The organism is Streptomyces sp. NBC_00038 (genome assembly GCF_026343635.1).
In the GTDB taxonomy this organism is placed as follows: Bacteria; Actinomycetota; Actinomycetes; order Streptomycetales; family Streptomycetaceae; genus Streptomyces.
Genome location: NZ_JAPELQ010000001.1, coordinates 5,410,291 through 5,435,445 on the forward strand (window position 1 = coordinate 5,410,291; position 25,155 = coordinate 5,435,445).

Below are 25,155 nucleotides of genomic sequence, written 5' to 3' on the forward strand. Positions count from 1 at the left end.
CTCCGGAAACTAGGGATGAGGAGGCACAACTCGCGTTGATCGCAAGGATGTTCATCCGATAGGGGGAACGAGGTATCGATTCTTCCCGCCCATCCCACCTGCGGAAACGCCGGGCGATCAGGTCGTACGCCCCCGAAGCCGCACCCGCGCCGGACCCATGGCCTGGAGCGTGATCCCCGCGGACAGCGGGACCTCGGTGTCCACGGCCTCCAGTTCGTACGAGCGGAGAAGTACCGCGAGCGCCAGGACGGATTCCAGCATCGAGAAGTGCTGGCCGATGCAGGCGCGGGGGCCGCCGCCGAAGGGGAACCAGGAGTAGCGGTGGCGGGCGGCTTCCTGTTCGGGGGTGAAGCGGGTGGGGTCGAAGTGGTTCGGGTCGGGCCAGAGGTCGGGGTGGCGGTGGGTGACCCAGGGGGCGATCAGGACGTCGGCGCCGGCGGGGATGAGGTGGCCGTCGATCTCGGCGGGCTCTACGGAGCGGCGGCCGATTACCGGGGCGGCCGGGAACAGGCGCATGGCCTCCTTCAACACCGTTGTCAGGTACGGGAGTCGGTCGAGGTCGGTGGCCGTGAGGGGGCGGTCGGGCGGCAGGGCGTCGGCCTCCTGGCGGGCTTGTGCCTGTTCCTCGGGGCGCAGGGCGAGGAGGTGGAGGGCGAAGGCCATGGAGGTGGCGGTCGTCTCGTGGCCTGCCAGCAGGAAGACCAGGACCTGGTCCCGGATCTCGGCGGGGTCGAGGGTGCCGTCCTGCTCGCTGCCCGCCCTGGAGAGGAGGGAGAGGAGGTCGTCGCCGTCGTCCTCGCCCTTGGCGCGGCGCTCGGCGATGATCCGGTCGCAGACCGCGTACACCTCGCCCGTCGCGGCCCCGGCCCGCCGGTTGGCCGGGGTGGGCCAGTTGCGTGGCGGGTTGACGGGTGAATAGCCGCGCTGTGTCACGTAGTTGTTGATGACGGGGAAGTTGCGGTCGATGACGTCGACGGCGGCCTCGACGTCGGCGCCGAAGAGGATGCGCGAGACGGTGCGCAGCGCGAGGTGGTTCATCTCCCGTACGACGTCCACCTCGGGGGTGTCGCGCCAGCTCTCCGCGGTGGCGGCGGCCTCCAGGGTGACCGCAGTGGCGTAGCCGTCCACTCGGCGCTTGGTGAACATCGGCTGGATCAGGCGGCGTTGGCGCAGGTAGTCGGCGTCCTGGCTGGTGAGCAGGCCGTTGCCGGCGGAGAGCCGCAGCTCCTCGTAGAACTGGTTGTCCTTGCGGAAGTTGGCCGCCTGCGAGGCCAGGATCTGCTGTGCGCCCTCCGCGGAGAAGACGCAGTGCAGCACGGTACGGAGTCCGGGCGGGCCGGCGGAGACGCGGACGACGTCGCCGTACTCCTGCCGTATGCGGAGGAAGGCTCCCAGGGTGTCGCGCCGCAGATCGAGCATGGAGCCCAGTACGGGAAGGCCCTTGGGGCCAGGTATCTCGGTGATGACCGCCATGGCCGTATCTTCCCGCAGCCGAGGTGACTTCGCCGCTCCCCCTTTCGGCCCTCCCGATATGACGCCCCGTCTGACGCATGATCAGCTGGGGCGCGTGCAGCTACTTCCCGAAGGTGCCCGGCGGCTGGCCGGCTGGTGTGGAGTCATCCTGCTGGCCGCCGCTGTCGGCTGGGTCGGGATCGAGCTGTGCTCCCAGGTCAGGACGGCGGTCGTGCCGGTGCTGCTCGCGCTGCTCGGGACGGCGTTGCTGGGGCCGTTGTTCCAGCGGCTGGTGAAGGCCGGTGTGCACCGGTCGGTCGCGGCCGGGCTGACGTGTGTCGCGGTGGTGGCGGTGGTCGGCGGGACCGTCTACATCGTCGTCGCCGCGCTCGTCGACACCGGCGACGAGATCGTGGCCTCGCTCAAGCAGGCCTCCAAGTCGGTCGCCGAGCACTTCGGCGCGGCGGGCACGTCGCTCGACGACATCGCGACCAACGCGAAGGACCTGCTCACCAAGTTCGGCGGTACGGCGGCATCCGGGGTGATCAGCGGGATCAGCGTCGTCGGCGAGGTGATCGCTATGGCGGTGCTCGCCCTGCTGCTCGTCTTCTTCTTCCTGCGGGACTCCCACCGGGCCACGGGAGCCCTCCGGTCGCTCGCCCCGCGTGGCACCGCCGACACGGTCGAGGCCATGGCCCGCCGCGCCTTCCAGGCCGTCGAGGGCTTCATGCGCGGGACGACGATCATCGCGCTCATCGACGCCCTGCTCATCACCGTCGGACTGCTGATCCTCGACGTCCCGGGTGCGGTGGGCCTGGGCGCGCTGGTCTTCGTGGGGGCGTACATCCCGTATCTCGGCGCGTTCCTCTCCGGAGCGGTGGCCGTGCTTGTCGCTCTTGCGGACCGAGGGGTCGTCATCGCGCTGTGGGCGCTCGGGGTCGTCGTCGCGGTGCAGGTGCTCGACGGGCATGTGCTGCAGCCGATGGTCCAGAGCAGGACCGTGCAGATGCATCCGGCGGTGGTGATGCTGGCGATCACCGCGGGGGCGTCCGTCGCGGGGATTCTCGGCATGCTGCTCGCCGTACCGCTGACGGCGGCCGTGTTCGGGGTGCTCTCCGAAATTCGTACGCGCTACTCCCCGGAAGCCCCGGACTTCCCGGCCTCCCCGGAAGCCGCTGCCGGATCCTCCGCCGACGGCTCGTAGAACTCGAACCAGATGCTCTTCCCCTCCCCCCGTGGGTCCACCCCCCACAGGTCCGCGAGGAGTTCCACGAGCACCAGTCCCCGTCCGGAGGACGCCAGTTCGCCGGGGTGTCTCTTGTGCGGCAGGTCGTCGCTGGCGTCGGTGACCTCCACCCGCATCCGGCGCTTGCCGCCTTCGCCGGACACCTCGGCGACGAGGAGGGCGTCGGCGTCCGTGTGCACGAGGACGTTCGTCATCATCTCGGAGACGAGGAGGACGGCGGAGTCGAGCTGGTCCTCGGAGGCCCAGTCGTGGAGGAGTTCCCGTACCTGCTGGCGGGCGGCCGCGACGCCCTCGGGCTCGGCCTGCGCCACGGTCAGCACGGTGCGGCGTGCGAGGGGCCGTACGTCAGTGGTCGTGTCGCCGCAGCCGCACCCCGGCCCCAGCCGGCACAGCAGCAGCACCGCTATGTCGTCCTCGCGCCGGTCCGCCAGCGGGCCGGGAGTGTGGTGCGAGGAGGGCCCGTGCACGGCCTGGACCAGGGCGTCCGCGAGGGACTCCATGTCGCCGTTGTGGGATTCGAGGGTCCGGCGGATACGTCTCCAGCCGGTGTCGAGGTCGTGGCCGCCGGTCTCGATCAGCCCGTCGGTGCAGATCAGCATGGTCTCGCCGGGCTCCAGGACGAGCCGGGTCGTCGGATAGTCGGCGTCCGGGTCGATGCCGAGCGGCAGCCCGCCGGCGACCGGCCGCGTCAGTACGGTCCCGTCCGCCATGCGTATCGCGGGGTCCGGGTGCCCGGCGCGGGCGATGTCCAGCGTCCCGGTCGCCGGGTCGACCTCGACGTACAGGCAGGTCGCGAAGCGCATGTCCCCGGCATCGCCCTCGCTGTCGCTGCCGCCACTGGAGCCGTACGTCACCGAGTCCGTGACCCCGTACAGGAAGCGCGAGGCCCGGGAGAGCACGGCGTCCGGGCGGTGCCCCTCGGCGGCGTACGCGCGCAGGGCGATCCGGAGCTGGCCCATCAGGCCGGCCGCGCGGACGTCATGGCCCTGGACGTCGCCGATGACGAGGGCGAAGCGGCCGGTCGGGAGCGGGATCATGTCGTACCAGTCGCCGCCGACCTGGAGGCCACCGCCGGTGGGGACGTAGCGCGCGGCGACGGTCATGCCCGGCATCTGGGGGCCGAGGGTGGGCATCATCGAGCGCTGGAGGCCGTCGGTCAGCTCCCGCTGGGTCTCGGCGGCGCCGGCGCGGGAGAGCGCCTGGGCGAGCATGCGGGCCACGGTCGTCAGGACGGCGCGTTCGTCGGGCGTGAAGGTGACGGGGTAGGCGAAGGCCGCCATCCACGCGCCCATCGTGCTGCCCGCGACGGTGAGCGGCAGGAACGCCCACGACTGCCGGCCGAAGTGCTGGGCCAGCGGCCAGGAGACGGGATAGCGCTCTTTGTAGTCCTCCGGGGAGGAGAGGTAGACGGCGCGGCCGGTTCGTACGACTTCCGCGGCCGGATAGTCCGTGGCCAGCGACATGTGGGAGAACGGTCCCTCGTCCCCCGGCTGGTGCCCGTGGTGCCCGATGACCGTCAGCCGGTCGCCCTCGGCGCCGAAGACGGCGAGCCCGTCCGGCGAGAACCCCGGCATCGACAGGCCCGCCGCGACCCGCAGCACCTCCGCGGTGGACCGTGCCTCGGCCAGGGCGCGCCCCGCGTCCAGCAGGAACGCCTCGCGCGAGCGCCGCCAGTCACCCGTGATCGGCGTGCGCGCGACGGTGGCCGGCGTGGGTTCGGTGACTTCCTGGAGGGTGCCGATGAGCTCGTACTCCCCGGTCTTCGGGTCGACGACCGGCTTGGAGCGGCTGCGTACGGTACGGATCACCCGGCCGTGCACGTCCATGACCCGCATCCGGACCTCGGCGAGGGTGTCCTCGACGAGGGCGAGCTGGACGACTCCGTAGACCTCGTTCCAGTCGACGGGGTGGAAACGGGAGCGCGCACCGGCCTCCGTGAGCGTCACCCGCTCCGCGGGCAGCCCGATGAGCCGGGCGGCCTCGGCGTCGAACGTGACCTGCCCCTCGGCGTTGTCCCAGCGCCACAGGCCGGTCGCGAGGGCGGCCAGGACGTCCCCCATGGCGGGCAGGGGCTCACCAGTGCGCATTGACCCACTGTAGGGAGAGGTGATCCGTGCCTGCCACCCAGGACCTGTCCGGCCGATCACGGCGGAGACGCGGGGTGGGGACGCGGGGCACGGCCGGGTTATCGGGGGGAGTGATCTTGGCGTGGCCGGTACCCTTGTGGGGTCCGGGCCCCGGCCCGGCTGTTTCACGTGAAACAGACCCTGATCCGCGAAGACTGGATGACACGACGATGCATCGGTACAGGTCCCACACCTGCGGCGAGCTCCGCTCCTCTGACGTCGGCAGCGACGTCCGGCTGAGTGGCTGGCTGCACAATCGGCGCGACCTGGGCGGCATCCTCTTCATCGATCTGCGCGATCACTACGGCATCACGCAGCTCGTCGCCCGCCCCGGCACGCCCGCCTACGAGGCCCTCGACAAGATCTCCAAGGAGTCGACGGTCCGCGTCGACGGCAAGGCCGTCTCGCGCGGCACGGAGAACGTGAACCCGGATCTGCCGACCGGCGAGATCGAGGTCGAGGTCAGCGAGGTCGAGCTGCTCGGCGCCGCCGCCCCGCTCCCGTTCACGATCAACGCGGAGGACGGGGTCAACGAGGAGCGGCGCCTGGAGTACCGCTTCCTGGACCTGCGCCGCGAGCGCATGCACCGCAACATCCTGCTGCGTACGGCCGTGATCTCCGCGATCCGTCACAAGATGACGGCGCTGGGCTTCAACGAGATGGCGACGCCGATCCTGTCCGCGACCTCTCCCGAGGGTGCGCGTGACTTCGTCGTCCCGTCCCGCTTGAACCCGGGCAAGTTCTACGCGCTCCCGCAGGCGCCGCAGCAGTTCAAGCAGCTGCTGATGATCTCCGGCTTCGACCGCTACTTCCAGATCGCGCCCTGCTTCCGCGACGAGGACGCGCGCGCGGACCGTTCGCCGGGCGAGTTCTACCAGCTCGACGTGGAGATGAGCTTCGTCGAGCAGGAGGACGTCTTCCAGCCGATCGAGAAGCTCATGACGGAGCTCTTCGAGGAGTTCGGCGGCGGCCGCCATGTCACCTCCCCCTTCCCGCGCATCCCGTTCCGCGAGTCGATGCTGAAGTACGGCTCCGACAAGCCGGACCTGCGGGCCCAGCTGGAACTCGTGGACATCACCGATGTGTTCGCGGGCTCGGAGTTCAAGGCCTTCGCGGGCAAGCACGTGCGCGCCCTGCCGGTGCCGGACGTCGCGGGCCAGTCGAGGAAGTTCTTCGACGGCCTCGGTGACTACGCGGTCGAGCAGGGTGCGAAGGGCCTGGCCTGGGTGCGGGTGACCGAGGACGGCTCGCTGACCGGCCCGATCGCGAAGTTCCTGACGGAGGAGAACGTCGCCGAGCTGACCAAGCGCCTGTCGCTGGCCGCCGGTCACGCGGTGTTCTTCGGCGCGGGTGAGTTCGACGAGGTCTCGAAGATCATGGGCGCGGTGCGGGTCGAGGCCGCCAAGCGTGCGGGGCACTTCGAGGAGGGCGTCTTCCGGTTCTGCTGGATCGTCGACTTCCCGATGTACGAGAAGGACGAGGAGACCGGCAAGCTCGACTTCTCGCACAACCCCTTCTCGATGCCGCAGGGCGGTCTGGAGGCCCTGGAGACCCAGGACCCGCTGGACATCCTGGGCTGGCAGTACGACATCGTCTGCAACGGCGTCGAGCTGTCCTCCGGCGCGATCCGGAACCACGAGCCCGAGATCATGCTCAAGGCCTTCGAGATCGCGGGCTACGACCGTGAGACCGTCGAGGAGCAGTTCGCCGGCATGCTGCGCGCGTTCCGCTTCGGCGCCCCGCCGCACGGCGGTATCGCGCCCGGCGTCGACCGCATCGTCATGCTTCTCGCGGACGAGCCGAACATCCGCGAGACGATCGCGTTCCCGCTCAACGGCAACGCGCAGGACCTGATGATGGGCGCGCCGACGGAGTTGGACGAGACCCGCCTGCGCGAGCTGCACATTTCCGTGCGGAAGCCGCAGCCCAAGTAGAAGCTCGGCCGCGTCCCGCGAAGCAGACCTTCGTCTGCGTCCCGGCACGTTCGAATGGCTCGGAATCGGCACCGATTCCGAGCCATTCTTATGTGGTCCTCAGGAAACCCCGTGAATCACAGCGCTTTGACAGGTTCACTTCATAATCTCCACGCCCATGACTGAGACCCCCCAACAGACAGCAGCAGAACGGGAATTGACGCGCCGTCGGGTCGTCGTCGCCGGTGGTGCGACGGTCGCGGCCGCGGGTCTGGCGGCCGGCCTGGGCGCGAACGCCTTCGCGGGCGACGCGACCGCCGCCCGGCCCCTGCCCAAGGACTCCGCCGACCCGTCCGGCACCCCGGAGGCCTGCTACGTCCTGACCACGGAGACCACCGAGGGCCCGTACTACATCGACGCGGACAAGCTCCGCCAGGACGTCACCGAGGACGAGGAGGGCATCCCCCTGGTCCTCAGGCTCAAGGTGATCGACGCCGAGACCTGCAGACCGGTCCGGAACGCCGCCGTCGACATCTGGCACTGCTCGGCGCTGGGCATCTACTCGGGCTACGAGGACATGGGCAACGGCGGTGGCGGCGGCACCCCGCCCACCGACGCTCCCACCGGCCCGCCCCCGACGGGCGGTCCCGGCGGTCCGGGCGGCCACCAGGAGCCGACCGACGACGAACGCTATCTGCGCGGTACGTGGCGGACGGACAAGCGCGGCTACGTCACCTTCAGGACCGTCTTCCCGGGCTGGTACCGGGGCCGCTGCGTGCACATCCATGTGAAGGTCCACGTCGACGGCACCTGGACCGACGCGGGCTACGAGGGCGGCCACACCTGCCACACGGGCCAGCTGTTCTTCGACGAGGAGTCGGTGCTGGCCTCCGCCGAGGTGGAGCCGTACTCCACGAACACCGCCACCCGCACGACCCTCGACGAGGACACCATCTACCCGGACAACGGCGCCGAGGGCGGGCTGCTCCACCTCAAGTACGACAGGCGGCGCATCGCGCGGGGTGTCCGTGCCCAGTTGACGATGGGCGTGGCGCCGGAGGAGTCGCACGACAGCACGGAGTAAGAGCAGGAAGCGGAGCGAGTTAAGTAAGGAAAGCCTTACCTAATTCCATTATCAGAAGGGGCTCGAAAGTGCCGTACATTTCGGGCCCCTTTTTGCTCTCTCATAGAAAGCCACAGTCATTTCCCACGGTGTTGACAGGCGTCTTACCTAGCGTCCGGGCCATGACTGAGACCCAAGGACCGGCACACAAACGGAATATGACGCGACGCAAGGTCGTCGTGGCGGGTGGCGCGGCCGTGGCCGCGGTGGGCGTGGGTGGCGGTATCGCCGCGACCGCGAATGCGGGCCAGGTGAAGAGTGCGACTCCGAGTGCCTCCTCCAGCTCCGCGGAGGCGTGTTACACGCTCACCTCGGAGACCACCGAGGGCCCGTACTACATCGACGCGGACAAGATCCGGCAGGACATCACCGAGGACCAGGAGGGCATTCCGATGACCCTCAAGCTCAAGGTGATCGACGCGGACACGTGTAAGCCCGTGAAGAACGCGGCGGTCGACATCTGGCACTGCACGGCGATGGGCGTGTACTCCGGCTACGAGGCGATGAGCAACGGTGGCGGCGGTGGCGGCGCCCCCACGGACGCGCCTTCCGGTACCCCGACGGACGGGGCCTCCGGCACTCCGACCGGTGAGCCCCCGTCCGGCGCGCCCTCCGGCGGTACGGGCGGCGGCCACTCCGAGCCCACCGACGACGAGCGCTACCTGCGCGGCACCTGGAAGACCGACAAGCACGGGTTCGTCACCTTCAAGACGGTCTTCCCGGGCTGGTACCAGGGCCGCTGCGTCCACATCCACGTGAAGGTCCACGTCGACGGCACCTGGACCGACGCCGGCTACGAGGGCGGCCACGCCTGCCACACCGGCCAGCTCTTCTTCTCCGAGGAGTCCGTCCTGGCCTCGGCGGAGGTGTCCCCGTACTCCACCAACACCACCACCCGCACCACCCTCGACGAGGACACGATCTACCCGGACAACGGCACCGAGGGCGGGCTGCTGAAGCTCAAGTACAAGAAGAACGACATCGCCAAGGGCGTCGTCGCCTCCCTGACCATGGGCGTCGCCCCCGACGAGACCCACGACAGCACGGACACGGTGCCGGGCGCGTCGGCTTCGGCGTCGGCCAGCTGACTCGTGTAGGTACCTGAAGGGTCCGGAACTCCACTGGTTCCGGGCCCTTCGGACTGTCGCGTCGTTCACGCCGCCGAAGTCAGTTCGCACCAGATGTACTTGCCGGTGCCGGCGATGTTCCAGGTGTCCCGCTGCTGGACCCATCCCCAGGTGTCCGCGCAGTTGTGGACGAGGGCGAGGCCGCGGCCCGATTCGGAGTCCGGGGAGGTGTGCCGGGAGCGGCGCGGCGGGGCGGGGTCCGCGTCCCAGACACCGATCCGCAGGGTGCCGCCCTCTGCGCGGAGCCGTATGGCGGCGGGGCCCTTCGTGTGCTGTACGGCGTTGGTGATCAGCTCGGTCGCCAGGAGTTCGGCGGCTTCCGTGAGGTGGGGGAGGCCGTGGGCGGCGAGGATCAGGCGGAGGGTGCGGCGGCAGATGGTGACGGCTCGGGGGTCGTTGGGGATGTAGAGGGTGTACTCCCAGGGGGCGGAGTCCGGGGTGGGGGCTGAGGTTTCGGGCATGCGTCAACTCCGGTTCGTGGTCAGGGAGGTGGAGTACGCGGCGGTCGTTCGGGCAGTGGCAATGTCGCCCTCGTCATGGCGTGACGGGGCGGTGCGCTTCCGGGGTCCCGGGTTCCGCAGCGTGTGCGTCGCATCACTGACGGTACGTGTAAAAATTTACTCTGTGCAAGCTGCTCGCGTAATCTGACACCCGAACGGGGTGGTTCAACTCCGCTCCGCAGCCGTGATGTTGAGGGACAGGAGCCGTATGCCGGCGAGAACGCAACCCACTGCGCGCCAGGTGCGCCTTGGCGTCGAGCTGCGGAAACTGCGTGAGGCGGCAGCCCTGTCCTCCGGTGACGCGGCAGGGCTGTTGGGGGTGGCTCGGGCCCAGATGAGCCAGATGGAAGCCGGCAACGTCGGGATCAGCGGGGAGCGTGTCCGCAGGCTCGCGTCCCACTACGCCTGTGCGGACACGGACTTGATCGACGCGCTGGTGGAGATGGTGACGGATCGTACGCGCGGGTGGTGGGAGGAATATCGAGGTGTGCTGCCTCCTTCGTTCTTGGACCTGGCGGAGTTGGAACACCACGCGACCTACATTCAGGTGATCGGCACCGCGCACGTACCCGGACTCCTTCAAACCGAGGGCTACGCGCGCGCGGTATTCGCGTACTGGCGCCCGGAGCTTCCGGCGAGTGAGCTGGAGCCGAGGGTGGAACACCGGATGCGTCGCAAGTCAGCCCTTGGCAGGGACGGAGCACCCCCGTACTCGGCGGTGCTGCACGAGTCCGTGCTGCGCACGCGTGTCGCGGACCGGCGTGTTGCGCGTGCCCAACTCGACGAAATCCTCAAGGAGTCGGAGCACCCCCACGTCACGGTGCGCGTTGTCCCGTTCGATGTGGACGGCTTCGCCGGGGCGAGTTCAGCTCTGGTGTACGCGGGCGGGCGGGTATCCGCGCTGGACACCGTTCAGCGGGACACCCCGTACGGCTCGGCTTTCCTCGATGCCGCTGCCCAGCTCCAGTCCATGCGAACACTCTTCCGTAAGGTGGAATCGGCGTCCCTGGAGCCCGCCCGATCGCGGGACTTCATCCACCGCCTGGCGAAGGAGTTGTAAGACGTGACTCAGTGGCAGAAGTCCTCGTTCTCCGGTGGCGCGGACGGCAACGAATGTGTGGAACTCGCCCACAGTGAGGACGAGTTGCTCCTCCGCGAAAGCGACGACCCCGACCGAATACTCCCCCTCACCCGCACCGGCCTGACCGCCCTCCTCCGGCATCTCGACGCCGACCCCTGCTAGTTCCCTAGTTCCGCAGCGCCTTCAGGGTGGTGGCGAGATCGGCCCGACGGGGCTGGTTGTGGGGGAGTTTGGCGAGCGCGGCGCCCATGCCGCAGGTGTTGGTGGTGGCGGAGAAGACCAGGCCGGCCCCGATGGCGGCGGAGAGCCAGCGGGCGGGCCGGTAGCGGGTGCCGGCGGCGAGGCCGAGGACCACGAGGGAGCCGGCGGTCAGGCGGACCTGGCGCTCCATGGGCCAGACGGCGCGCGCACCCTCGGGGTGGTGGAGGGTGTGGCCCTGCTGCGTCCAGGCGGTCGTGCCGCCGGTGAGGGTGGCGGCGGAGATGCCCGCTTCGGCGAGTTCCCGGCAGGCGGTGGCCGAGCGGTTGCCGGAGGCGCAGACGATGAGGAGGTCGCCGCGGGCGGCTGCGTCCTTGAGGGCGGGCAGCGCGGTGGGCAGGTGATCGAGGGGGATGTTGTGGGCGCCGGGGACGTGGCCTCCGGCGTATTCGCCGGGGGTGCGCACGTCGATGACGGTGTACTGGTCCAGGCGGGCGGCGGCCTGGGTGGGGAGCAGGGCGGTGGGAGTGGTCATGCCGGGGGTGTCCTTTCAAGGCTTCCGGGGACGGATGCCCGAACCCGGTAGAATACCCATAGGGGTATCTGTGGAGGTGGAAGCGTGGAGCTTCAGATGGCGGCCGATGAGCTGAAGTCGGTGTTGAACCGGCTGCGGCGGGCCCAGGGGCAGATCGCCGGGATCATCAAGATGATCGAGGACGGCCGCGACTGCGAAGACGTGATCACGCAGCTCGCCGCGGTCTCCCGCGCCCTGGACCGTGCGGGGTTCGCGATCATCGCGACCGGACTCCAGCACTGCATGGCCGACGGCGGGCAGGAGGCCGGTGACCGGGACCAGATGCGGGCTCGGCTGGAGAAGCTGTTCCTGTCGCTGGCCTGAGCGGCACGGGTCGTACGAGCCGGTCTGAACGACATCGGTTGCGCGAGCCCCCGATCTGATCTGAACAGCGCCGGTTGTACGAACCGGCCCGCGCTACGCCCGTCATACGAACACGTCCACGAGCATGAACGCCGCCACGGCCAGCAGCACGCCGGCGAACAGCCGTTGCAGCAGCGGTCCGGAGACCTTGGCCGCGAGGCGTTTGCCGTCCCAGGCACCCAGGATCGCCGCGCCGGTGAACGGCGCCATGACCACCCAGTCGACACCGGCCGCGCCGCCGGAGCGAGTCACCAGGGAAGCCAGCGAGTTGGTGGTGATGACCAGCAGACTGGTGCCGATCGCGGCCTGCATCTCGAAGGCCAGGACGGTGACCAGGGCGGGCACGGCGAGGAACCCTCCACCGACGCCCAGCAGACCGGTCAGCGCACCCAGCCCCGCCCCCGTGCCCGCGGCCTTCACCGGCCGTACCTGCCGCGCGGCTCCCGCCGATGGCGCGGGGCTCAGCATCTTCATCGCGGCGAGGGCCGCGATACCGGCGAACGCGGCGGTCAGGACGGGCTGCGGCAGCCGGGCCGCGGCGGCCCCGGCGAGGGCCGCGGGGACGATCCCGGCCGCGGCGAACGCGGTCCCGGCCTTCCAGCGGACGTGTCCGGCGGTGGCGTGGGCGTAGAGGGCGGTGGCGGAAGTGGCGGTGACGATGATGAGGCTCGCGGTGGTGGCCGCGGCCGGGGTGAAGCCGAGCAGGTAGATCAGGGCGGGGACCGCGAGGACGCTGCCGCCGCCGCCCAGCGCGCCGAGTGCCAGACCGACCACGGCCCCCGCCACGAGGGCCAGGATCAGTGCGCTCACGCCGTCGAGCCGCCTTCGCCCCGTTCGCCGACGACCGGCAGGCCCGCTTTCGCCCAGGCGGTCATGCCGCCCTTGACGTCTCGTGCGTCGATGCCTCGTGCGACGAGGAGTTTCGCCGCCCGCTGGGATCGCTGACCGGAACGGCAGATCGCCACCACGCGTCTGCCGACCGCCTCGGGCGGCAGCGCGGCACCGGTGACCAGGCGGGACAACGGCAGATGGCAGGCACCGGGCGCGTGCCCGGCCCGCCACTCCGATATCTCGCGGACGTCCAGCAGCACCACGCCTCCGCTGCCGGTGCGCTCGCGAGCCTGGCCGGGGGTGAGGCGGCGCCGGGCGGGGCGCAAGGGGAACATCGTGGTCATCTCCTTCTGTACGGGGGGGCATACGGCGGGCGTTGGGCGGGCTGTGCCACGGAGGTAGGCGGGCGCAGGGCGAGGTGTATGGCGGGCTGGATCGCGCCGCAGGCGGGCATGCAGCGGGCTGTACCGCGGGCGCATGGCGGGCAGTGCCGCGGTCGTAGGGGGGCAGGGCGGGCGTGCGGCGGGCTCTGTACCGCGGCCGTGGGCGGGTGTAGGGCGGGCTGTACCACGGGCGTTGGCGGGTGTAGGGCAGGCCGTACCACGGGCGTTGGCGGGCGTTGGGCGGGCTGCACCGCGGCTGTGGGCGGGGCGTGCAGCGGGCTGTTCCACTTGCCGCAGGCGGGCGTAGAGCGAGGTGTACGGCGGGCGGTACCACGGGCGTAGACGGGTGGGCGTGCGCCGGGCTGCACCGCGGCCGTGGGCGGGCGTGCGGCGGGCTGTTCCACGGCCGTAGGCGGGAGTGGAGCGAGGTGTACGGCGGGCCCCGTATCGCACCCCAGGCAGGCGTACCGCAGGCCGTACGCCCGGTTCAGCCGCCGCCGGTGACAGTCAGACCGGCTTGTTCCGCGGCGGCGAATCCGTCGTCGACGGCGACAACATCCCGCCCCGCCGCGTCGAGCAGCGACGCGGCGATCGCCGCGCGCATCCCGCCGGCGCAGTGGACCCACACCGTCCCCGCCGGAACCTCGCCGGCGCGGTCGTACAGCTCGTGGACGGGGATGTGCACCGACCCCTTCACATGGCCGCCGGCCCGTTCGGAGTCGCGGCGCACATCCAGCACGACCATCTCCTCGCCGCGCTGCCGGGCCTTCTCGAGGGCGGCGAAGTCGGCGCGCGGGAAGGACCGCAGGGTGTCGCCCCCGCGCGACCAGGCGCCGGGGTCGCCGGTGGCGGCGGCCGCGGGCCGGTCGATGCCGACCCGGGCCAGCTCCCGCTGTGCGTGGGCGAGTTGGGCGGCGTCCTCGGCGAGGAGGGTGACGGGTTTGCCCCACGGGACGAGCCAGGCCAGATACGTGGCGAGCTTGCCCTCGGCCTCGAAGTTGAAGGTGCCCGCCACGTGCCCTTCGGAGAAGGCGGTGCGGCTGCGCAGGTCGACGATCCATTCGCCGGCGGCGAGGCGCTCGGCGATCTCCCGGCCGTCGGCGGTCCTCGGCGGGGTCAGGTCCACCGGCGCGGGCCCGGCGGCGTTGACCGGGCCCATGTGGGCGTAGTAGGCGGGTACGTCGTCGAGACCGGCCAGCAGCTGTGCCACGAACGTGTCCACGTCCCTGGTCAGCGCGTCATTGGTCCTGCGCTCCCGGCCGATGGTGCCGGGTTCGCCCTCAGCCTGCGAGGAGGAGCCCTCGGTCTGCGAGGAGGAGCAGAAGCTGCCGAACCCGTGGGTGGGCAGCACCCGTACGGCGTCGTCCAGCTCCGCGGCCAGCCGGTGCGCGGACGCGTGCTGGGCGCGGGCCAGCTCTTCGGTCAGCCGCGGGTCGACCAGGTCGGGACGGCCCACGCTGCCGATCAGCAGGGACCCGCCGGTGAATGCCGCGACCTCCTGCCCGTCCTCGACGAGCACGTAGGAGGTGTGGTGCGGGGTGTGCCCGGGGGTGGCCAGCGCCCGCAGGGCAAGTCCGGTTCCGACGGTGACGGTCTCGCCGTCGGCGATGGGCGTGCGGGCGAAGGACACGCGGGCGGCGGCCGGCACCAGGTAGGTGGCACCGGTCAGCCGGGCGAGTTCCAGCCCGCCGGACACGTAGTCGTTGTGCACGTGGGTCTCCGCCACGTACGCGATCCGCACCCCGCGCGCGGCCGCGGCGGCCAGCACGCGCTCCACGTCCCGCGGCGGATCGACGACGACGGCCGCCTCGCGACCGCCCGCCAGGTAACTGCGGTTGCCCAGACCCTCGGTCTCCAGGATGTCCACGAAGAACACTGATGGGCTCCTTCCTTGGATCGACGTACCCCCGATCGATGTACCCCGGGGGGTATCTTGATTTCACTGTAGCACCGATACCCCTGGGGGTATTTTTGGGACGGTGGATCTCCTCGCCAGCCCTCGCACGCCGCAGAGGCCGGGGCCAGACTGGAGAGAGGCGGAGATCGCCGAGACCCCGCCGCGAACCGGCCATGGAGGAGTCATGACGGCGACCACGAGGAACGGGACTCCCGTCGCGATCGAAGGCGGCGGTGTGGAGCTGCGCGCGCAGGAGATCGGGGGAGACATGAGCGTCGCCTTCGCGCGGCTTCCCGGGGGTACGGACATGACGCCGGGGGTCAAGGGCCTCCCCGGTGACGCCTGCCAGTGCCCGCACTGGGGCTATCTGCTCAAGGGGCGGCTGAAGATGCGGACCGAGCAGGGGGACGAGGTCTACGAGGCGGGGCAGGCCTTCTACTGGGCGCCGGGACACGTCCCCGTAGCGCTGGAGGACTGCGAGTACGTGGACTTCTCGCCGACGAAGGAGTTCAACGAGGTGATCGACCACGTCAAGGCGCAGCTGGGGTGACTCCGCGGCGAGACGCTGCTCGGTGAACCGTTGGCCGGCATAAACGGGCGTAAGGGCGCCCATTCATCGTCGAGTTCGGCCGACTCGCAATCACGGGACCGAAAGCCGAATTCGTGATCCGCGCCGGTTGATGCCGGTCCGGGCAGAAGTTCGGCTATTCGGAGGATTCTGCCCACACGGGAGATGAGTCGTAGTCGGGCGCAGGAAAATGCTGGCATCTTGAGGGGCCTTCGGACGCTGTAGCGATTCTGGAAAGGCACCGTCATGCAGGCATCCCCCGCCGACAGCGCCACGCTCCCACCACAGCAGTCACAGTCCGACGAACAGGCGCGAGCAGGGGATTCCCCCACCGGTCACTCCGGGATTCCGTGGTGGATGTGGGCCCTCGCGGGAGCGCTGTTCTTCGCGTACATGACGCTGTCCCTGCGCCTCCATCAACGGATGCTCTCCAACGCCTTCGACCTGGGAATCTTCGAACAGGTCATCCGGTCCTACGCGGACGGGCACCTTCCCGTGTCCGAGGTGAAGGGGCCGGACTATCCCGTCCTGGGGGACCATTTCCACCCCGCTCTGGCCCTTGTCGCGCCGTTCTACCGGCTCTGGCCCTCGCCGCAGGTCCTGCTCGTGGTGCAGGCGGCGCTGATCGCCGCGAGTGTTCTGCCGCTGGCCCTCTGGGCCCGTCGAGCGCTGGGATCCGGCGCCGCCGCGGTCATCGGCATCTGCTACGGCCTGTCCTGGGGCTTGGCGAATGCCGCCGGCTTCGACTTCCACGAAGTGGCCTTCGCCGTTCCGCTGCTCGCCTGCTCACTGGTGGCTCTGGGGAACGACCGGCCGCGTGCCGCGGCGCTCTGGGCCCTGCCCCTGCTGCTGGTGAAGGAGGACCTCGGCCTCACCGTGGCCGTGATCGGCTTCCTCATCGCCCTACGGGGGGACCGCAAGCTGGGGATCGCCACCGCCGTGGCCGGTCTGGGCGGGACGGCTCTGGCGATGCTGGTGATCCTGCCGGCCTTCAACCCGCAGGGGTCCTACGCGTATACGCACTGGCTGACGACAGGTTCAGAGGGTGGCGAAAGCGGGCTGCCGGACCTGCTGTACAAGGTCACGATCGGTCTCATCACCCCCGAGCCCAAGGTCACGACCCTGCTGTTCCTGCTGGCCCCCACGCTGTTCCTGGCCCTGCGGTCCCCGCTGTTGCTGGTCGCGCTGCCGACCCTGGTCTGGCGCTTCGCCTCCGGGCTCTGGACCCACTGGGGCACCAGCTACCACTATTCGATCGTCCTGATGCCGATCGTCTTCGCCGCTTTCATCGATGCCCTGGTCCGCAGGCGGACGAGTGGAGTGAGCCTGCGGCGCTACCTCGTGGGCTCGGCCGCGATCACGGCCCTGATCCTTCCGCAGTACCCGCTGTGGCAGCTGGTCAAGCCGGAGAACTGGCGGACCGATCCGCGCGTCGCCGTCGCCCACAAGCTCATGGACCGCATCCCCGACGGCGCGACGGTCCAGGCGTCCAACCAGCTCGTGCCCCAGCTCACCGACCGTACGAGTGTCAGCCTCTACGGCTGGGGCGACAGTCGCCCCAACCCTGAGTGGATCATGGTGGACACCGAGGTGCCGCAGCATCGGATATGGCCGCTGAGTGTCGGGGAGGAGCGGATCTCCCTGGACCGTGCCCTCACGGAGGGGTACCGCACTGCGGCGGAAGAGGACGGTTTCGTACTGCTCACCCGCTCGGGCTGACGGACACCCCCCCCACGGCCGACGAGAGCCCCAGGCCTAACGCAGGACCACCGACTCGATGACGACGGGCTTCTGGGGCCTGCCGTCGGTGGATCCGTCCGACGTCCCGGCCTCGCCGATCTTTTGCAGTACGTCCATTCCGCCGACGACCTTCGCGAACGGAGTCCACAGCGGCGACATGGCGACGTCCGGGTCGGCGTAACTGATGAAGAACTGGCTGCCGTTCCTTCCCGGTTCCACCTTGGCCATCGCCACGGTGCCCGCCGGATAGTCGGCTCCGTCCAGATTCTCGTCGGCGAAGTAGTACCCGGGGTCGGCTTTGCCGTCCCCTTTGGCGTCACCGCATTCCAGAACGTAGATCCCCTGGGTGGTGACGCGGTGGCATTCACTGCCGTCGAAGTACCCCTTGCGGGCCAGGAAGGAGAACGAGTTGCTTGCGCAGGGCGCGTCGCCGGTCAGGGCCTTGAGCGTGACGTCTCCTCGGTTGGTGACCAAGGTGGCCGTCAGCGGACGGGCGGCCTTCTCGGCATCGAAGGCGGGGATGCCGGAGGTCTTTCCGCGCTCGGTGGGCGTGTAGGAACAAGATGCCTGCGGCTTCGCATCGGAATCCGCGGTGGTCAGGGAGACCGACATCCACGTGAGCGCCGAGCCGATCCCCGTGACCGCGAGAGCCATCGTCGCGGCCGCCGCCACACGGTTCTTGGGCCGTACATTGGCCCTCAGCTTTCCTGACCATTTCCTGATGGGCATTCATTCCCCGATCGTGGTGGGTTGCACTGGCCGAAACGACGCCGAGAGCGTATCCAGGCGTATTTCGATCAGTGCGAGCGACACACACCATTCCCGTTTCGGCTCGGCGCGCCTCAGCCATTCATGGCGGGGAGCTGGAATTGGATGAGGATCGTGAATCCAACGGTATGCCTGAACATGATCGTCAAAGACGAAGCGCCGGTGATTCGCCGCTGTCTCGAATCCGTTCGCCCCCTGATCGACACCTGGGTCATCCTGGACACCGGCTCCAGCGACGGCACTCAGGACGTCATCCGCGAGGTCTTCAAGGATCTGCCCGGCGCTCTGCACGAGAGCCCCTGGAAGGGCTTCGACGGGAGCCGCAGCGAAGCGATCGACCTCGCCCGCGACCGTGCGGACTATCTGCTGTTCATCGACGCCGACGACCTGATGGAGGTGGAGCAGGGGTTCCGCATGCCGGAGCTGACGCACGACGCCTACCGGGTCGCCCTCCACGACGGGCCCATCGTCCACTGGCGCCCCGCGCTGGTCTCGACCCGGCTGCCCTGGCGCTATGTCGGTGTCCTGCACGAGTACCTCGACTGCGGAGAGCCGTACAGCCGCGGGACGTTCAAGGGCGCCAACATCCTCTCCGTGGGAGGCGGGGCACGCCTGCGCGACGGCCAGCGGAAGAAGTACCTGCGCGACGCGGAGATCCTTGAGGAAGGCCTGCTCAAGGAGCCCGACAACGCCCGCTACGTCTTCTATCTCGCGCAGAGCTGGCGCGACGCGGGCGAGCCGGAGAAGGCACTCGCCGCCTACGACCGGCGGGCGGCCATGGGTGGGTGGGGCGAGGAGGTCTTCTGCGCCCACCTCTACGCCGCACGGCTCGCGGCCCGTCTCGAAAGGCCGGCCGCCGAAGTGATGGACCGCTATCTCCGCGCCCACGAGAGCCGCCCCTCACGCGCCGAGGCACTCGGCGATCTGGCGCGCTTCTGCCGCGACAACGGCCCGCGCTGGCCGCTGGCCCACCTCTTCGCGAAGACCGCGGCGCGGATCCCGTATCCGAGCGACATCCTGTTCGTCGAGTTCGACTGGTACAACTGGCGCGCTCTCGACGAACTGGCGGTGGCGGCGTACTGGACCGGTGAGTACGAGGAGGCCGGCGCCTGCTGCGAGGAACTTCTCGCTGGCGGCAAGCTCCCCGAGGCGCAGCGCGAACGTGTGACCCGCAACCTCGAATTCGCTCGGAGCAAGCCGGGCTCGAACGAACTGGTGGACGCCTGACCCGCCGATCCCGTCCGAATTCGAGATGGTGTTCGGGTTCGCTCCTGACGGTCACGCGCAGGCAGATCGACGGGCGCACGGCAACACCACTCCCGGCGATTCGGCGCGGCGGACCATAAGCCCAGGAGTCACGGGCCTTGCGGCGGCTCGCCGGTAAGCGGCTCCGAATTCGCTGTCGTGCACGCATCCATCGGTGGGTGGCCGGTACGCCGATATGTTGATAACCCCGCTGAGCTCTCAAGGCGTTGCTTCCAGGGTCCGATGTTGCCCAGGGAGGCTCGAACGCGCTTCCGTTATGGAATCTCGAACGTGCTTCCGGGACATCACTCGATCCGAATCATGAGGAGCAGTGCATGAGTCCTGAACACCGGAACCGATCCCGACTCGGTCCGCTTCCCCTGCGGAACGCCTGGCTGACCGGCGGCACCATCGCCTCGCTCGCACTCGTGCTCTCGACGAGCATCGCGAGCCCCGCCGGCGCCGTGGCGCGCAACGCCGATCCGGCCACCGAGACCGCGGTGTCGAGCCCGTCGACCGGGGACCCCTGCAAGAAGCCGCGGCCGAAGCCGAAGCCGCATCGGCCGCACCAGAAGTCCGTCGAGCCTGCGGCGGGCGGGGATTACGACAAGTGCAAGGTCGGGCCTACGGGGCCTACGGGTCCGACGGGTGCCACGGGTGCCACGGGTGCCACGGGTGCCACGGGTGCGACCGGCGCCACGGGTGCGACTGGTGCGACCGGTGCGGGTGCGACGGGTCCGACCGGGCCCACGGGGCCGACGGGGCCCTCGGACGGTGCCACGGGCGCGACGGGTGCCACTGGTGCGACCGGCGCCACGGGTGCGACCGGCCCGACGGGTCCGACGGGTGCCACCGGCGCTACGGGTGGCACGGGTGCGACCGGCGCCACGGGTGCGACCGGCGCCACCGGCGCAACGGGCCCGTGCACCGACATCGACGCCTACACGCCCTCCGGCTCGGAGGAGTTCACCGCCGTGCTCATCGACGGCCTGGCATACGTCGGGGTCAGGGACAACACCCCGACGCCGGGCACCTATGTGTGGGCGCCCCTCAGCGGCCTCGATGGGTACCCCGAGGACGCCTGCGGCATCTCCATCGGGGCCCAGGGGAACGACTCCGCGGTGAAGGTGGTGACCACGGAGGGCGAGGTCTGGGAGACGCTGGGCATCACCAACGGCGACAACTTCACCTGGACCGATGCATGGGACGAGCTGGCAGACCCGACGACGATGAACCGCGCCATCATCAAGTCCAAGGGCGACCTGAACCTGATCGGCACCCTGAACGGACTCCCGACGAACAGGAAGGGCCACTGACCCCCTCCTGACAGCCGCGGCTCGCCGCGCGCATCCGTGCGCGCGGCGGCCCACGGCAACCTTTCAACTCCCGGCGCCCACTGATGAGTCGAAGCCCCTCACCGGAGCTTCACACCGCACGTGTCCCACCACCACGTAAGGACTCATCCGTGGCATCCCCCTCCCACCGCCGGTCCCTCCGCAAGCGGCGCACGATCGTCGTCGCCTCCGCCGCCGTCGCGGCGACAGGCCTCGGCGCCGTCGCCTTCGTGATGAACGCGAACGCCGGAGCCGTCGACCTGGCCCACCAGTCACTGCCCGCCAAGGACGGCTGGGCGGCCTCCGGTTCGGGCACGATCGGTGGCTCGCAGGCCGACTCCGCGCACGTGTTCACCGTCAGTACCCGGGCGCAGCTGGTGAAGGCGCTGGGGTCGAGCACCAACTCCACGGCGAAGATCATCCAGGTCAAGGGCACGATCGACGCCAACACGGACGACACGGGCAAGAAGCTGACCTGCGCCGACTACGCCTCCGGTACCGGCTATTCACTGGCCGCCTACCTCAAGGCCTACGACCCGGCCACCTACGGCACCTCCAAGCTGCCGTCGGGCACCCAGGAGACCGCCCGCGCCGCCGCCCAGGCCAAGCAGGCGAAGAGCGTCGTCCTCAAGGTTCCGGCCAACACCACCATCGTGGGCGTGCCGGGGACCAAGGCCGGGATCACCGGCGGCAGTCTGCAGGTGAAGAGCGTGGACAACGTCATCATCCGCAACCTCGCCTTCTCCGCCACCGAGGACTGCTTCCCGCAGTGGGACCCGACGGACGGTTCCACCGGCAACTGGAACTCCGCCTACGACTCCGTCACCCTGCGCGGCGCGACCCATGTGTGGGCCGACCACAACACGTTCACCGACGCGCCGCACCTCGACAGCGCCAACCCGAAGTACTACGGCCGCGAGTACCAGATCCACGACGGCGCCCTCGACATCACCAACGGCTCCGACCTGGTGACCGTCGAGCGCAACCAGTTCACCAGCCACGACAAGACCATGCTGATCGGCAGCAGCGACACGGACAGCACCGGCAAGCTGCGCGTCTCGATCCACCACAACGTGTGGAAGGGCATCGTCCAGCGCGCCCCGCTGGCCCGCATCGGCCAGATCCACATCTACAACAACTACTTCGACACGACGACCCTCAACGGCTACGCGCCCCTCTACAGCATCAACTCCCGCGCCAAGGCCCAGGTCGTCGCCGAGAACAACTACTGGAAGCTGCCGTCCGGCGGCAAGGCGGCGAAGCTGCTCAGCGGCGACGGCACCGGCTCGGTCGCGGGCGGCGGCAACCTCGTCAACGGCACGACGACCGACCTCGTAGCCGCGTACAACGCCGCCAACTCCAAGAAGCTCAAGACGACGGTGAACTGGACCCCGGCCCTCACCGCCGGCCTCCAGACCTCCGCGAAGAACCTCCCGACGGAACTGGCGAGCACGACCGGCGCCGGGATCCTCACCGACTAGGGCAACGCAAAGGGCGCCCGGAGTCGGAAGACTCCGGGCGCCCCTCAACTACACGCTCACGACAGGGACTTGTAGCCGCCCCAGCCGGTGGCGATCTTCGTGCGGGCTCCGAACGACCCGGCGCCGTTGCCGTAGTTGCGCCAGAGGTTGCCGCTGGTGTCGCGGGAGACCAGGTCGGCCTTGCCGTCGCGGTTGAGGTCACCGGCTCCGACGATGACGTTGTAGGAGCCGCCCCAGTTGGCGAAGACCTTCACGCGGGCCGCGAAGGTGCCGTTGCCCTTGCCGTAGTACCGGTAGAGGTTGTTGGCCTTGTCCTGCGCGATGAGGTCACCGATGCCGTCGCCGTTGAGGTCGCCGGTGCCGACGATCTTCTTGTACGTCTTCCAGTTGTCGTAGAGCTTCACGCGGGCGGAGAGCTTGCCTGTGCTGGTGCCCTTGTACAGATAGACCGCGCCGGTGGAGGTGTTGCGGGCGATCAGGTCGGGGCGACCGTCACCGCTGACGTCACCGGGCGAGGTCAGCACGTCGTACTGGTTCCAGCCGCTGGCGGAAAGCGTCGTGTACGACGTCGACGGCTTCAACGCCGCACCGCAACCCGGCTTGTAGAGGCGCAGCGCCCCACTGGACAGCCGCACCAGGACGTCATTGCAGCGGTCCCCGCTCAGGTCCCCGAACGGCACCGCCTTGATGCTGGTGGCCCAGCCCGTGCCGGTCGTCTTCTCGGAGAACTTGCCGCCTCCGGTGCCGAGTTGGTAGGTCAGGGCACCCGAGGAGCTGAGGGTGAGGACGTCGCCGTCGCCGTCCGGGTAGCCCTCGATGCTGTCGAAGTCGTGGCGTACCGCCGCGCCGCCGTCGACGTAGGTCATGCCGGTGGCCACCGTGGCCGCCGTGGTGCTGCCGAGGCCGGTCGCCCTGAGGGTCCACTTGAACTCGCCGTTGGGGAAGTATGTCCCGTTCGCTGTCTTGCCGTTCCAGGCGGCCTCCAGCCAGGCCGTGGCGGCGCCGCCGGTGACCGTGCGGGTGGCCTTGCCGGTCGCGCCGCTCTGGACCGAGGTGAAGGTCAGGGACCACGAGGTGATGGGGCGGGAAAGCAGCCAACTTCCGTGCCAGGTCCTGGAACCGGTGTCCGAGGCCTTCAGCGAGAGGTAGTAGTCGCCCGAGCCTTCGAACATGGTCGGCGCGGACGGAGTCACCCCGGTCGTCGCGACGTGCGTCCGCTCGTACGAGTCGAACCAGGCGACCAGACCCGTGTACTCGTCCACCGTCCACCGGTAGCGGCGGTCGACGGCCAGACCGGAGTCCGGGAGCCCGGAGGCGATCGCGCGGGCGGCGCCGGTGGTCGCGTCGGTCAGGACGAGCTCGTCCGTGGTGTGGTCGTGGCGTACGGCGAATCCGTCGCCGAGCAGGACGTCACCGGGGGTGGTGGCGACCGACGTACCCGCCTTGGTGTCGTACACGCCCGCCGAGGTGGGACCGCAGGCCCAGTACACCCAGCGGCCCGCCGCCTGCAGCTCGGTCGGGACGCAGCCCGCGCCCGGGATCGTGACCGTGGAGAGGGTCTTCGCCTCGGACAGGCTGTACGAGGTGATCTTGCCGGCGGTGGTGGTGGCGCTCCAGAGGGTGGGGCCGTTGAGGGCGGCGGCGCGGACCGAACGCTTCAGCAGCTGCCCCTGGTTGAAGTTGCCGATGTACTGCGCGGGTGTGGTGCCGCCGGAGTTGTAGATCGCGTAGTCGTCGGAGACGTCGACGACGGAGCCGCCCTGAGTCGTGAATTCCAGCTCGACGACTCCGCCGCCGTCACTGACCCTGACCAGCGTGTCCCCGGCCGAGTTGCCGCTGTCGTCGGGCGTCCTGAGGTAGACGTCCTCGGCGTAGTAGCCGTTGTTGCCCCACACCATCGAGCAGTCGGCACCGGCGTACGGGCACGCGGCGGCGACCGAGGAGCCCGCCGTGGCGCCGGAGGCGGTCAGAGTGCTGGCGGTGTCCGTGGTCAGGGTTCTGACCGAGGTGGTGTCACTGGTGGTGGAGTAGGGGTCGTCCTCGGCCACGCGCAGGCTGCCACGGCTGAGCGCGAGGCCCGTCTTGGCGTTCTCCGCCGCCGGGATCTCGCGCACCTTGGTCAGTTCGAGGGAGCCGTCCGCGGCCTGGCTGACGCGCCGCACCCACCAGTCGGTGGCGCTCGTGCCGCCCGTGACGAAGGCGTCGTCGCCGGGGGCGTGGACCGCGTACTCGCCGGCCGTGCCGAGCAGTGTCCGCGTGGAGCCGTCGGTGAGAGACACCGCCGTGATCGCGCTGGCGGTGGGCTTGTCCGTGGGCACCAGCAGCCAGTCGCCGGTCAGGACCGGGTCGCCGTCGAGCTCACCGAGGTTCGGCAGGTCGACGACCTGTTCCGCCCCGGCCGGGTCGGTGCGGAACTTGAGGTGGAGGTCACCGGTGCCGGGCTCGTACCAGCCGAACCGGTCCTCGTTCTGCACGTAGAGCGAGTTGTAGGTGACGTCGGAGAAGGCGAGGGTGCTCACCGCCGTGTCGACGTCGATGTAGTACAGGCTGGAGCCGTCCGCGACCTGCACACCGGAGGAGTCCGCGGCCACGACCTCCTGGTCCGCGATGGTGAACCAGTCGCCGGTCACGAAGCGTTCGCGCTGCTCGCCGTCCACGGAGTCGATGAGGGTGCGGCCGGTGACGACGGTGTCGCCGGCGAGCGCCCGGTAGTAGTAGCTCGACGTGACGGTCGACGTCTCGCGCGTCGCCGGGTCCCAGAGGGTGACGGATTTGACGGAGGTGGCCGTCGGCAGGGCGACCAGGTCGCCGTCCGAGCCGTACCAGGCGGTCCGGCAGAGCGAGCCGAGGGACGCGCAGGGCGCCACGGGCGTGTAGACGCCGCTCGCGTTCTCCACGGTGACGGTGTTGCCGGTGTCGTAGTCCGTCCACAGCAGTCCGGCGTCCCCGCCCTGCCGGTGCAGGAAGCCGGTCGTGCCGGCCGTGAGCGGCCGGTCGGGGCGAGGGGTGGCCGAGCTCGGGTCGAGGAGCGTGATCTCCGTGGTGGCCGCGGCTTCGGTGATGGCCGCCTCGGCGGCACCGCCGCTCTCGGAGTAGATGGTGACGGCCGCGACGGCGACCGCGAGTGCGGAGACAGCTGCGGCCAGACCGCCCCGTCTCAGGGCGTGTCTGCCCACTTGAATGTCCCTCCCCGCGAGGGTCCCCG

Annotated in this window: 21 protein-coding genes; 12 read left to right on the plus strand and 9 right to left on the minus strand. The window is 69.8% G+C overall.

Annotated features, from left to right (window positions below; translation table 11 throughout):
• Window positions 1-117: 117 nt before the first annotated feature.
• Window positions 118-1,473: a cytochrome P450 gene (locus tag OG219_RS24445; RefSeq protein ID WP_266829823.1), complete on the minus strand. Its 1,356-nt coding sequence runs from the start codon at window positions 1,471-1,473 to the stop codon at window positions 118-120.
• 94 nt (window positions 1,474-1,567) lie between these two features.
• Between OG219_RS24445 and OG219_RS24450 the strand changes: the two genes are divergently transcribed.
• Window positions 1,568-2,656 (plus strand): AI-2E family transporter, encoded by a 1,089-nt coding sequence (locus tag OG219_RS24450; RefSeq protein ID WP_266829825.1) that lies wholly within the window; start codon window positions 1,568-1,570, stop codon window positions 2,654-2,656.
• Here OG219_RS24450 and OG219_RS24455 read toward each other — a convergent pair.
• Complete coding sequence (locus tag OG219_RS24455; protein WP_266829827.1) at window positions 2,584-4,785, minus strand: SpoIIE family protein phosphatase; 2,202 nt, start codon at window positions 4,783-4,785, stop codon at window positions 2,584-2,586. The two genes, OG219_RS24450 and OG219_RS24455, sit on opposite strands and share 73 nt — an antisense overlap.
• A 209-nt stretch (window positions 4,786-4,994) precedes the next feature.
• Here OG219_RS24455 and aspS point away from each other — a divergent pair, with 209 nt between their 5' ends.
• The 3 genes from aspS to OG219_RS24470 all read left to right on the plus strand — a co-directional run bounded on the left by aspS (window position 4,995) and on the right by OG219_RS24470 (window position 8,948).
• Window positions 4,995-6,758: an aspartate--tRNA ligase gene (aspS, locus tag OG219_RS24460; RefSeq protein ID WP_266829829.1), complete on the plus strand. Its 1,764-nt coding sequence runs from the start codon at window positions 4,995-4,997 to the stop codon at window positions 6,756-6,758.
• 157 nt (window positions 6,759-6,915) lie between these two features.
• On the plus strand, window positions 6,916-7,821 hold the full coding sequence (locus OG219_RS24465) for an intradiol ring-cleavage dioxygenase (protein ID WP_266829831.1): 906 nt from the start codon (window positions 6,916-6,918) through the stop codon (window positions 7,819-7,821).
• A gap of 197 nt (window positions 7,822-8,018) precedes the next feature.
• Window positions 8,019-8,948 (plus strand): intradiol ring-cleavage dioxygenase, encoded by a 930-nt coding sequence (locus OG219_RS24470; protein ID WP_266829833.1) that lies wholly within the window; start codon window positions 8,019-8,021, stop codon window positions 8,946-8,948.
• A gap of 65 nt (window positions 8,949-9,013) precedes the next feature.
• Here OG219_RS24470 and OG219_RS24475 read toward each other — a convergent pair whose 3' ends face one another.
• On the minus strand, window positions 9,014-9,448 hold the full coding sequence (locus tag OG219_RS24475) for an ATP-binding protein (protein ID WP_266829835.1): 435 nt from the start codon (window positions 9,446-9,448) through the stop codon (window positions 9,014-9,016).
• Window positions 9,449-9,695: 247 nt separating this feature from the next.
• Between OG219_RS24475 and OG219_RS24480 the strand changes: the two genes are divergently transcribed.
• Window positions 9,696-10,547, plus strand: a complete 852-nt coding sequence (locus OG219_RS24480; protein WP_266829837.1) for a helix-turn-helix transcriptional regulator — start codon at window positions 9,696-9,698, stop codon at window positions 10,545-10,547.
• Between the two features lie 3 nt (window positions 10,548-10,550).
• Window positions 10,551-10,730 carry a DUF397 domain-containing protein gene (locus OG219_RS24485; RefSeq protein ID WP_266829839.1) on the plus strand — a complete coding sequence of 60 codons (180 nt, stop codon included), beginning with the start codon at window positions 10,551-10,553 and terminating at the stop codon, window positions 10,728-10,730.
• Window positions 10,731-10,734: 4 nt separating this feature from the next.
• On the opposite strand, the gene OG219_RS24490 is transcribed toward OG219_RS24485, so the two are convergent.
• Window positions 10,735-11,301 carry a rhodanese-like domain-containing protein gene (locus OG219_RS24490; protein ID WP_266829841.1) on the minus strand — a complete coding sequence of 189 codons (567 nt, stop codon included), beginning with the start codon at window positions 11,299-11,301 and terminating at the stop codon, window positions 10,735-10,737.
• Between the two features lie 84 nt (window positions 11,302-11,385).
• Here OG219_RS24490 and OG219_RS24495 point away from each other — a divergent pair, with 84 nt between their 5' ends.
• A complete protein-coding gene (locus OG219_RS24495; protein WP_266458107.1) occupies window positions 11,386-11,664 on the plus strand; it encodes a metal-sensitive transcriptional regulator in 279 nt (92 codons plus the stop codon).
• Window positions 11,665-11,766: 102 nt separating this feature from the next.
• On the opposite strand, the gene OG219_RS24500 is transcribed toward OG219_RS24495, so the two are convergent.
• The 3 genes from OG219_RS24500 to OG219_RS24510 form a co-directional block, all read right to left on the minus strand.
• Entirely contained in the window at window positions 11,767-12,513 is a 747-nt protein-coding gene (locus OG219_RS24500; RefSeq protein WP_266829843.1) for a sulfite exporter TauE/SafE family protein, read from the minus strand.
• Entirely contained in the window at window positions 12,510-12,869 is a 360-nt protein-coding gene (locus OG219_RS24505; protein WP_266836214.1) for a rhodanese-like domain-containing protein, read from the minus strand. Before OG219_RS24505 ends, OG219_RS24500 begins: the two co-directional genes overlap by 4 nt.
• Window positions 12,870-13,404: 535 nt before the next feature.
• Window positions 13,405-14,793, minus strand: coding sequence for a rhodanese-like domain-containing protein (locus OG219_RS24510; protein WP_266829845.1), 1,389 nt, complete (start codon window positions 14,791-14,793; stop codon window positions 13,405-13,407).
• A 205-nt stretch (window positions 14,794-14,998) separates the two neighbouring features.
• Between OG219_RS24510 and OG219_RS24515 the strand changes: the two genes are divergently transcribed.
• Both OG219_RS24515 and OG219_RS24520 read left to right on the plus strand, forming a co-directional pair.
• Entirely contained in the window at window positions 14,999-15,364 is a 366-nt protein-coding gene (locus tag OG219_RS24515; RefSeq protein WP_266829847.1) for a hypothetical protein, read from the plus strand.
• Between the two features lie 264 nt (window positions 15,365-15,628).
• Window positions 15,629-17,101: a DUF2079 domain-containing protein gene (locus OG219_RS24520; RefSeq protein ID WP_266829849.1), complete on the plus strand. Its 1,473-nt coding sequence runs from the start codon at window positions 15,629-15,631 to the stop codon at window positions 17,099-17,101.
• Window positions 17,102-17,137: 36 nt separating this feature from the next.
• Here the strand turns inward: OG219_RS24520 and OG219_RS24525 are convergent, their stop codons facing one another.
• A complete protein-coding gene (locus tag OG219_RS24525) occupies window positions 17,138-17,851 on the minus strand; it encodes a peptidylprolyl isomerase (protein ID WP_266829851.1) in 714 nt (237 codons plus the stop codon).
• A gap of 177 nt (window positions 17,852-18,028) precedes the next feature.
• Between OG219_RS24525 and OG219_RS24530 the strand changes: the two genes are divergently transcribed.
• The 3 genes from OG219_RS24530 to OG219_RS24540 all read left to right on the plus strand — a co-directional run bounded on the left by OG219_RS24530 (window position 18,029) and on the right by OG219_RS24540 (window position 21,950).
• Window positions 18,029-19,117 (plus strand): glycosyltransferase, encoded by a 1,089-nt coding sequence (locus tag OG219_RS24530; protein ID WP_266829853.1) that lies wholly within the window; start codon window positions 18,029-18,031, stop codon window positions 19,115-19,117.
• A 353-nt stretch (window positions 19,118-19,470) separates the two neighbouring features.
• Entirely contained in the window at window positions 19,471-20,451 is a 981-nt protein-coding gene (locus OG219_RS24535) for a hypothetical protein (RefSeq protein ID WP_266829855.1), read from the plus strand.
• Window positions 20,452-20,600: 149 nt separating this feature from the next.
• Entirely contained in the window at window positions 20,601-21,950 is a 1,350-nt protein-coding gene (locus OG219_RS24540; protein ID WP_323183296.1) for a polysaccharide lyase family 1 protein, read from the plus strand.
• 56 nt (window positions 21,951-22,006) lie between these two features.
• Here OG219_RS24540 and OG219_RS24545 read toward each other — a convergent pair whose 3' ends face one another.
• Complete coding sequence (locus tag OG219_RS24545) at window positions 22,007-25,126, minus strand: VCBS repeat-containing protein (protein ID WP_266829857.1); 3,120 nt, start codon at window positions 25,124-25,126, stop codon at window positions 22,007-22,009.
• Window positions 25,127-25,155: the final 29 nt, after the last annotated feature.

Bases quoted from the DNA above. Each gene is read 5' to 3' on its own strand.
- OG219_RS24445 (WP_266829823.1), bottom strand. From the start codon at position 1,473: ATGGCGGTCATCACCGAGATACCTGGCCCCAAGGGCCTTCCCGTACTG.
- OG219_RS24455 (WP_266829827.1), bottom strand. From the start codon at position 4,785: ATGCGCACTGGTGAGCCCCTGCCCGCCATGGGGGACGTCCTGGCCGCC.
- aspS (WP_266829829.1), top strand. From the start codon at position 4,995: ATGCATCGGTACAGGTCCCACACCTGCGGCGAGCTCCGCTCCTCTGAC.
- OG219_RS24465 (WP_266829831.1), top strand. From the start codon at position 6,916: ATGACTGAGACCCCCCAACAGACAGCAGCAGAACGGGAATTGACGCGC.
- OG219_RS24470 (WP_266829833.1), top strand. From the start codon at position 8,019: ATGACGCGACGCAAGGTCGTCGTGGCGGGTGGCGCGGCCGTGGCCGCG.
- OG219_RS24475 (WP_266829835.1), bottom strand. From the start codon at position 9,448: ATGCCCGAAACCTCAGCCCCCACCCCGGACTCCGCCCCCTGGGAGTAC.
- OG219_RS24480 (WP_266829837.1), top strand. From the start codon at position 9,696: ATGCCGGCGAGAACGCAACCCACTGCGCGCCAGGTGCGCCTTGGCGTC.
- OG219_RS24490 (WP_266829841.1), bottom strand. From the start codon at position 11,301: ATGACCACTCCCACCGCCCTGCTCCCCACCCAGGCCGCCGCCCGCCTG.
- OG219_RS24505 (WP_266836214.1), bottom strand. From the start codon at position 12,869: ATGTTCCCCTTGCGCCCCGCCCGGCGCCGCCTCACCCCCGGCCAGGCT.
- OG219_RS24515 (WP_266829847.1), top strand. From the start codon at position 14,999: ATGACGGCGACCACGAGGAACGGGACTCCCGTCGCGATCGAAGGCGGC.
- OG219_RS24520 (WP_266829849.1), top strand. From the start codon at position 15,629: ATGCAGGCATCCCCCGCCGACAGCGCCACGCTCCCACCACAGCAGTCA.
- OG219_RS24525 (WP_266829851.1), bottom strand. From the start codon at position 17,851: ATGCCCATCAGGAAATGGTCAGGAAAGCTGAGGGCCAATGTACGGCCC.
- OG219_RS24530 (WP_266829853.1), top strand. From the start codon at position 18,029: ATGATCGTCAAAGACGAAGCGCCGGTGATTCGCCGCTGTCTCGAATCC.
- OG219_RS24535 (WP_266829855.1), top strand. From the start codon at position 19,471: ATGAGTCCTGAACACCGGAACCGATCCCGACTCGGTCCGCTTCCCCTG.